General features: G+C 70.0%; 10 protein-coding genes. 2 read left to right on the forward strand and 8 right to left on the reverse strand.

The window, feature by feature from the left end; genetic code table 11:
- The coding region (locus D7X55_RS31695) for a DUF6982 domain-containing protein (RefSeq protein ID WP_407921798.1) at positions 1-507 on the forward strand (507 nt) is incomplete at its 5' end.
- Between the two features lie 92 nt (positions 508-599).
- Here the strand turns inward: D7X55_RS31695 and D7X55_RS31700 are convergent.
- Positions 600-1,226, reverse strand: coding sequence for a YceI family protein (locus D7X55_RS31700; protein WP_120549280.1), 627 nt, complete (start codon positions 1,224-1,226; stop codon positions 600-602).
- Positions 1,227-1,260: 34 nt separating this feature from the next.
- Complete coding sequence (locus tag D7X55_RS31705; RefSeq protein ID WP_121725018.1) at positions 1,261-2,136, reverse strand: dioxygenase; 876 nt, start codon at positions 2,134-2,136, stop codon at positions 1,261-1,263.
- Positions 2,137-2,281: 145 nt separating this feature from the next.
- On the opposite strand from D7X55_RS31705, the gene D7X55_RS31710 reads away from it, so the two are divergent.
- Positions 2,282-3,919 (forward strand): sigma-54-dependent Fis family transcriptional regulator, encoded by a 1,638-nt coding sequence (locus D7X55_RS31710; protein WP_121725019.1) that lies wholly within the window; start codon positions 2,282-2,284, stop codon positions 3,917-3,919.
- A 16-nt stretch (positions 3,920-3,935) separates the two neighbouring features.
- Here the strand turns inward: D7X55_RS31710 and D7X55_RS31715 are convergent, their stop codons facing one another.
- The 6 genes from D7X55_RS31715 to D7X55_RS31740 form a co-directional block, all read right to left on the reverse strand.
- On the reverse strand, positions 3,936-4,667 hold the full coding sequence (locus D7X55_RS31715; RefSeq protein WP_121725020.1) for a rhomboid family intramembrane serine protease: 732 nt from the start codon (positions 4,665-4,667) through the stop codon (positions 3,936-3,938).
- 134 nt (positions 4,668-4,801) lie between these two features.
- The gene (locus tag D7X55_RS31720) at positions 4,802-4,999 is read right to left on the reverse strand and encodes a hypothetical protein (protein WP_120549284.1); all 198 of its coding nucleotides are present in this window, start codon (positions 4,997-4,999) and stop codon (positions 4,802-4,804) included.
- Between the two features lie 129 nt (positions 5,000-5,128).
- A complete protein-coding gene (locus tag D7X55_RS31725; protein WP_014399195.1) occupies positions 5,129-5,344 on the reverse strand; it encodes a hypothetical protein in 216 nt (71 codons plus the stop codon).
- 13 nt (positions 5,345-5,357) lie between these two features.
- A complete protein-coding gene (locus tag D7X55_RS31730) occupies positions 5,358-6,554 on the reverse strand; it encodes an acetyl-CoA C-acetyltransferase (RefSeq protein WP_120549285.1) in 1,197 nt (398 codons plus the stop codon).
- A 74-nt stretch (positions 6,555-6,628) separates the two neighbouring features.
- Positions 6,629-7,279, reverse strand: a complete 651-nt coding sequence (locus D7X55_RS31735; RefSeq protein WP_121725021.1) for a hypothetical protein — start codon at positions 7,277-7,279, stop codon at positions 6,629-6,631.
- Positions 7,276-7,620, reverse strand: a 345-nt coding sequence (locus tag D7X55_RS31740) for a DsbA family protein (RefSeq protein ID WP_199747252.1), incomplete at its 5' end; no start/stop codon positions are given. The genes D7X55_RS31735 and D7X55_RS31740, both read right to left, overlap by 4 nt.

Genomic DNA, 7,620 nt, shown 5'->3' on the forward strand with positions numbered 1-7,620 from the left:
AGCCCGACCCTCCGGCCCGTGGCCGCCGTGGCCCCCGCGCCGGTCGTGCCCTCGCCCGTGACCGCCAACCACCTGCGCCCCACGGACGGCGCGCTCTTCGAAGTGCCGACGGACGGCTTCGTGCCCGCCGCCAGCTCCTTCGTGGAAGGCGAACACCGCGTCATCATCCACACCGTCGAAGGCCAGGTGAAGCGCGGCACCATCCGCGACGCGGACCTCCTGGAGGACACCATCTCCCTGGAGCAGCAGAGCGGCTTCGCCCCGGAGCGCATCCCCGGCAAGCGCGTGAAGGCCATCTTCTTCATGCTCGCCGCGGGCGCGCGTCAGCCGCAGGCGGAGGGCTCGAAGATCCGCGTCACCTTCAACGACGGCCGCCAGGTGGCCGGCTTCTCCCAGGACTTCAAGGGCCCCACCCCTGGCTTCTTCGTCATCCCCGCCGACACCCGCACCAACACCGCGCGCATCTTCATCTACCGCGCCAGCGTGCAGGCCGTCGCCGAGGGCTGAGCCGTCCCGGGCCCCGGGTTGAACCGGGGCACAAAAAAGAGGGGCCCCGGTCACCCGAGGCCCCTCTCTTCATTTCAAGGCTGGGACGAAGACTACTTCTTGTCCGTGGCCGCCGGAGCGGAGGCCTCGGCCTTCTTCGTGGTCTCCAGGTCCAGGGTGATGGTCACCTCGTCACCCACCGCCACGCCGCCGGCCTCCAGCGCCTTGTTCCAGGTCAGGCCGAAGTCGCTGCGCTTGATCTTCGTGGTCGCCACGGCGCCGCGGCGCACGTTGCCCCAGGCGTCCTTCGTCTCCGCCGTCGGGCCTTCCACGGCCAGCACGACCGGCTTGGTCACGCCGTGCATGGTCAGGTCGCCCGTGACGTTCAGCTTGTCCTTGCCGGCCTTCGCGACCTTCGTGGACTTGAAGGTGATGGTCGGGAACTTCTCCACGTCGAAGAAGTCCGCGCTGCGCAGGTGCTCGTCGCGCTTGGGCTCGTTGGTGTTGATGGTCTTCGCGTCGAGGGTCGCCTCGATGGTGGACTTGGTGATGTCCTTGTCATCCAGGTTGACGTTGCCCTTCACGTTGCTGAACGTGCCACGCACGTTGGACACCATCATGTGCTTCACGGCGAACTGCGCGCTGGAGTGCGACGAGTCAATCTCCCACGCGGACGCGAAGGCAAACGACGGGGCGGCGACGGCGAGCAGCGTGATGGCGGACTTGAGCGACATCTTCATGGTGTGGACTCCTTGAGTTTGCGGACTGCGAGGTTCAGGCGCGCAGCGCGAAGCTGCGCATGGACAAGGTCCCGTGATGGAAGCCCTCGAACACGGGGGTGATGCGGTCCTCGGGGAGGGCAGCTCCGAGGACGAAATAAATCGGCAACCAATGCTCGGGAGATGGATGCGCGACCCGCGCATTCGGTGCATCCATCCATGACTGAAGCCCGAGGAAGTCACGTGCGGCAAGTTTTCCGGCGACCCATGCGTCGAACTCGGCGGCCCATGGCTCCACGGACGCCAGCTTGGATCTGAAATTCACCCGGCGAAGGTTGTGCACCACGCCGCCGCTGCCCATGAGCAGCACGCCCTCCGCGCGCAGCGGAGCCAGCGCCTCCCCCATGCGCGCCACCTGCGCGGGCGTCGCGTCCGCCGGCAGCGCCACCTGCAACACCGGCACGCGCGCCTCCGGGAACGCATGGCGCAGGGGCACCCAGACGCCGTGGTCCAGGCCGCGCTCGCCGTCCGCCACCGCGGGCACGCCCGCCGACGACAGCCGCGCCACCACGTCCTGCGCAAGCGAAGGAGCCCCGGGCGGCGCGTACCGCAGCCGGTACATCTCCTCCGGGAAGCCAAAGAAGTCGTACACGAGCGGCGGAGCGGCCATCGCGGTGACGTGCACGCGCGCGTCCGTCTCCCAGTGCGCCGACACCACCACCAGCGCCTTCAGCGCGCCCGCGCCCTCACCGAAGCGCCTCAGCGCCTGGGGGTACTCATCCGAGTCCAGCGCCGTCATGGGCGAGCCGTGCGACACGAACAGGGCCGGCGCCACCTGCCGGGCAGCCGAGGCCCCGGTGCCCATCACCCCCACCACCCCGGCGGCCGCCACGCCCTGCAGCACCATGCGTCTGTCCACCCCGGAAGCCATCGTGGCGCCTTCTATTGCAACCCTGGGACCAGCGCACCCGACACGACAACCCGCTGAAATCACGAACCTTCCCATCCCGGGCCTGCGAAACGCCTCTCATATTGATAGAGAAGCGACTCAGTCTGAAAGGCACCGGAGAGGCACCGTGGCGGGTCTGGAAGGGTTGGACTTGAGGGAGCTGCTGGCGTTCGAGCCAAAGGGCGGGGTCATCCGCTTCGCCGGCCAGCGGGCGCTGTTGATGGACCCGGTGACGCTGGGGCTGTTGCGCAAGGAACTCATCGGGATGCTGGGGATGACGGCCGCGCGCGGCATCTTCACGCGGCTGGGCTACGCGCACGGCTGGCGCACGGCGGAGGCGATGAGGACCGCGGTGGCCTGGCCGGATGAAGCGGAGTGGCGCCGCGCGGGCGGACGGCTGCACACGCTGATGGGCCAGGTGCGCGTGGAGCGCATCGAGCGCAAGGACACGGACGGCCCGGAGCCCTTCGCGGAGGCGCAGTGGAGCGACTCCTATGAGGCCGAGCAGCACCTGCTGCACCTGGGCCAGGCGGAAGAGCCCGTGTGCTGGAGCCTCACCGGCTTCGCGTCCGGGTACCTGAGCTACTGCAACAACAAACCCATCTACTGCGCGGAGCTCAAGTGCGTGGGCAAGGGCGACGCCTTCTGCCACATCGTGGGCCGGCCGGAGGCGGAGTGGAGCACCGAGTGCACGGAGTTCCTGCGCTTCTATGAAACGCAGTGCATGGAGGGCGTGCTCGGGCAGGTGACGGAGGCGCTGCGGCAGACGGAGCGCAAGCTGCGCGCGAAGCGCCAGTCGCTGGCGCGCGCCGGCGTGACGGAGGACCCATCCGGCATGGTGGCCCGCGCGGAGTCCATGCAGCGCGTGCTCAACCTGGCGCGCAGGTCCGCCAAGGTGGACACCACCATCCTCGTCACCGGCGAGAGCGGCGTGGGCAAGGAGCGAATCGCCCGGCTCATCCACGACGAGTCCGGCCGCTCGCACAAGGCCTTCATCGCCGTGAACTGCGCCGCGGTGACGGAGAGCCTGCTGGAGAGCGAGCTGTTCGGCCACGCGAAGGGCTCCTTCACCGGCGCCACGAACGACAGGCCCGGCCTCTTCGAAGCCGCGCACGGCGGCACCCTCTTCCTGGACGAAGTGGGAGAGGTGCCCCCGGCCATGCAGGCGAAGCTTTTGCGCGCGCTCCAGGAGCGAGAGGTGCGCCGCGTGGGGGAGAACACCAGCCGCAAGGTGGACGTGCGCGTGGTGGCCGCCACCAACCGCGAGCTGTCCGAGGAGGTCCGCCTGGGCCGCTTCCGCCAGGACCTCTTCTACCGGCTGCGCGTCATCGAGCTGCGCATCCCGCCCCTGCGCGAGCGCAAGGAGGACATCCTCCCCCTGGCGCGGCTGCTGCTGGCGGAAGCCGGCGAGCGGCTGGGGCGGCGCGTGAATGGCCTGTCCCCGGACGCGGCGGATCAACTGCTGCGCTACCCGTGGCCGGGCAACGTGCGCGAGCTGGGCAACGCGGTTGAGCGCGCGGTGGTGCTCTGCGAGGGGCCGCGCGTGGAGCGCGACGACCTGCCGGAGGAGGTGCGCGCCGCGCCGCCCAGCCTGGTGCCCACCCGCAACCCGCGCCGGCTGGAGGACATGGAGAAGGAGTACATCCTCGCGGTGCTGGCGCAGAACGGCGGCAACCGCTCACGCACCGCGGAGCAGTTGGACATCGGGGTGGCTACGCTCTACCGGAAGCTCAAGCAGTATGGCCACCCGGAGGCCGCGCACTGAGGGCCGTGCAGGCCCTTCAGTTGAGGTACTGGTCGCGGTCCGGCGGGCGGTCCCGGTCCACCACGCGCAGGTGCTTGGAGCGGTCCCTCAGCTGCCGCTGCAGGCGCCAGTGCTGCAGCTGGAGCATCAGCCGCTTGGGGCTCGCGCCGCGCACGTAGGCGAAGACGAGCGCCAGGCTGATGAGCTCCGGGGCCAGCACCTGCCAGGCCGGCGCGGTGAGCAGCCGCAGCACGGTGAAGCCCGCGCCAATGGCCGCGAACCAGTTGCCCGTGAGCGGGATGCCCCAGAAGTTCGTCTGCCCCCGGCCAATCACCAGGCCGTACGCCACCCACAGCACCGTCGTCAGCACCGAGCCGCCGGCATAGGCGCTGGCCATGGGAATCACCAGCGACAGCAGCACCGTGATGAGGCCCGCGAGCACCGTGATGCCCAAGGACGCCATCAGGAAGCGCCGGGAGCCCCAGGTGGACTCCAGGAAGCCGCCGATGGACCAGATGATGATGCCGCCAAAGACGATGCCCAGCGGGTCCGGGGCCACGAACGCGTAGGTGAACAGCTGCCACACGCGCAGCGACAGCACGTCGTGCGGGTTGAGCAGGAGCAGCACGCCCTGCCCTCGCTGTGTCGCCAGGAAGAGGGCGGAGAACGCCACCAGCGCCACCGCCAGCTTGGCGGCCATTGAATCCAGGCCGGGGAAGCCGCCGCCGAAGCCGCCTCCACCCCGATTGAAGCCCCGCATGGGTCGCATAGAGGCCCAAAGGTGGTGGAACACCGCCCGGTCCGCAACCCCAAATCCAGAAACGATGAAGGGCGCCCCACCCAGGTGTCACCCGGGAGAAGCGCCCTCGCATCCCACGCCTTCTTCGTCCCCGCCGGGAGGCCTTAAACCTTGTGGCGGTAGAAGAGCGTGATGGTCAGACAGTGAAACTCCTTGTCCGAGGACTGCGTGACGATCTTGTCCACGATCTCCACGGAGGAGTTCTCCTTCAGCCACTTGGTGATGTTCTCGCCCATGTTCTCGCGATCGCGCGCGAGCGTGGTGGAGAACACCTTGACGCCCGTGAAGCTGATAACGCCCATTCCAACCCTCGTGTCACCAGAGATTACAAATGTTTACCCCGAGTCGGGGGCGCCATCAAGAAACGGGCCCGACAATCCGGCCCTGGCCACCGTCCACCCGCCGACAGTGCGGCGGGGGACCGGGGGCTTTCAGCGGCCGGCGGCGGCGCGCCGGGCCTGACAGGTGACCTCGTCCTTGCAGGCGGGACCGATGCCTTCCGGGTGGGCCGTCAGGGGCGTCTTGTCGCTCTCCTCCACGCCGCACACCACGCAGCGGCGCTTGCGGTTGCGGCGCTCGGCGCGGCGCTGCTCGGCGATGGCCTTGGCCCGCTCGCGGGCCGTCTTCGCGTCCACCTCGTTGCTCATCTCACGTCCCGTCCTAGAGCGCCTCGATAAGCACGGCGATGCCCTGGCCGCCACCGATGCAGGCGGACCCGATACCATAGCGGGCGCCCCGGCGCTTCAGCTCGTACGCCAGCGTCATGGTGATGCGCGCGCCGGAGGCCCCCAGCGGGTGGCCCACGGCGATGGCGCCGCCGTTGACGTTGGTGGCGTCGCGTGGCAGGCCCAGGTCCTTCTCCACCGCCAGGTACTGGGGCGCGAAGGCCTCGTTGACCTCGAAGAGGTCCACGTCGGAGAGCTTCGCGTCCGCGCGCTTGAGCAGGTTGCGGATGGCCGGCGCCGGGCCAATGCCCATGATGCGCGGGTCGCAGCCGGCAATGCCCCAGTTGACGAGCCGCGCCACGGGCTTGAGGCCGTGCTTCTCCACGAAGCTCCGGGTGGCCATGACCATGGAGCCCGCGCCGTCGCAGATGCCGCTGGCCGCGCCCGCGTGCACCACGCCGTCCTTCTTGAACACCTTGGGCAGCTTGCGCAGGCCCTCCACCGTGGTCTCCGGACGGTTGTGCTCGTCCTTGGACACCACCGTGTCGCCCTTCTTGCCCTTGAGCGTCACCGGCGCGATTTCATCCGCCAGCCGGCCCGCCTCCTGCGCGGCGGCGAAGCGCTTCTGGGTGAGGACGGCGTACTGGTCCACGTCGTCCTGGCTGATGCTGTAGTCCACCGCCAGCTGCTCGGCGGTGAGCGCCATGGCGTTGCCCGTGTAGCTGTCCGTGAGGGCCGTCCAGAGCATGTCCTCCAGGCCGCCCTTGCCCAGGGGGATGCCCCAGCGCGCGCCCCGGATGACGTGGGGCGCCTGGCTCATGGACTCCGTGCCGCCCGCCAGCACCGCCTCCGCGCCGCCCGTGAGCATCATCTCCGCGGCGGTGATGAAGGCCTGGAAGCCGGAGCCGCACAGCCGGTTGACGCCCAGCGCGGGCACCGGCACCGGCACGCCCGTGCGCAGGCCCACATGGCGCGGCAGGTAGATGGCGTCCGCGCTCGTCTGGACGACGTTGCCGTACACCACATGCTCAATCTGCTCCGGGGAGACGCCCGCCTGGGCCAGGGCCGCCTTCGCGGACTCCACGGCCAGGTCGGTGGCGCTCAGGTCCTTGAGGCTGCCGCCGTAGGTACCGAACGGGGTGCGCTTGCCGGACAGGAAGTAGATTTCCTCGTTCTTGGACACGCTCTTCATGGTGCTCGTCTCCCTACTCTTCCGGGGCGCGCGGTGCACGCACGACGTGACGTGGAAAAGCGTCCAGGGGGCCGTCAGCCCGCGCGCCGGCCCAGGAAGGCGCTGGCGACGATGGCAAGCGCGATGGCCGTCCACAACAGTCCCTGGAGGTTCTGGCGGCGGATTTCCTTGCGCCCCAAACCGGCGTACCAGGCCCGGGCGGCCTGGACGCGCCCCTCCCAGGTGAAGCCCTCCGGGCCCGCCGGCTCCAACCCCTCGAGTCGTCGCACATGCGCGCGCAACAGGCGCTCCGGGGCGGCGTCCTCCAGCGACCCGGAGCGGTAGCCGGGCAGGTCCAACGCGGGGCGGCGGTAGCTGGCGGTGACGACGAAGCCCCCGGAGGCCAGGGGGGTGAGCAGGTAGAGCCGGGGCAGCAGGTCCGCCCCTTCGTGGACGGTGGCGAAGACGCGCTCGCCCGCGTGCGCCCAGTCGTAGGAGCGGGTGGCCTTCTGCATGAGCGGCTTCTCCTCGTGGCTGCCCACGGGCGTGAAGCCCAGCGCCTGGAGCTGCCCCGCCAGGGGGGCCAGGGACTCCGGCAGGTCCATCTGGTCCCCCGGGGCCTCCGGCTCCACCCGGACGGTGTGGGGGAAGAGGTAGAGGACCGCGCGCCAGAAGTTGAGGAACAGGAGCACGCCGGCCAGCACCAGCCCGGCGACGGCCACCCCCAGCTGCCCGAGCACGTTCACGGGCGGGGCTTTCCTTCCGGGCGCCGGTTGGCGGTGGCGGGCAGGTCCCTCCAGCGCTCCAGGTCCGCGCGGGTGAGCGGGTCGCGGCCCTCCAGGTAGCGCTCCAGGTGGCCCAGCGAGTCCACGCCCCAGAACATCTCGTCGTCCACCAGCACGGACGGCACGCCGAAGGCGCCGTGCGCCAGCGCGTCGTCGGTGTTCTTGCGCACGCGGTCCTTCACCTCCGGCAGCTGCGCGCGCTCCAGCAGCGCCCTCGCGTCGAAGCCGGCCTCCGTCAGCACCGCGCCCACCTGCTCCGGCGTCTCGATGCCCCGCCCCTGCCCCCACGCGGCCAAGTAGAG

The organism is Corallococcus sp. AB049A (genome assembly GCF_003668885.1).
Lineage (GTDB): Bacteria > Myxococcota > Myxococcia > Myxococcales > Myxococcaceae > Corallococcus > Corallococcus interemptor.

Coding starts and splice junctions, on each gene's coding strand:
- D7X55_RS31700 (WP_120549280.1), bottom strand. CDS start 1,226: ATGAAGATGTCGCTCAAGTCCGCCATCACGCTGCTCGCCGTCGCCGCC.
- D7X55_RS31705 (WP_121725018.1), bottom strand. CDS start 2,136: ATGGCTTCCGGGGTGGACAGACGCATGGTGCTGCAGGGCGTGGCGGCC.
- D7X55_RS31715 (WP_121725020.1), bottom strand. CDS start 4,667: ATGCGACCCATGCGGGGCTTCAATCGGGGTGGAGGCGGCTTCGGCGGC.
- D7X55_RS31720 (WP_120549284.1), bottom strand. CDS start 4,999: ATGGGCGTTATCAGCTTCACGGGCGTCAAGGTGTTCTCCACCACGCTC.
- D7X55_RS31725 (WP_014399195.1), bottom strand. CDS start 5,344: ATGAGCAACGAGGTGGACGCGAAGACGGCCCGCGAGCGGGCCAAGGCC.
- D7X55_RS31730 (WP_120549285.1), bottom strand. CDS start 6,554: ATGAAGAGCGTGTCCAAGAACGAGGAAATCTACTTCCTGTCCGGCAAG.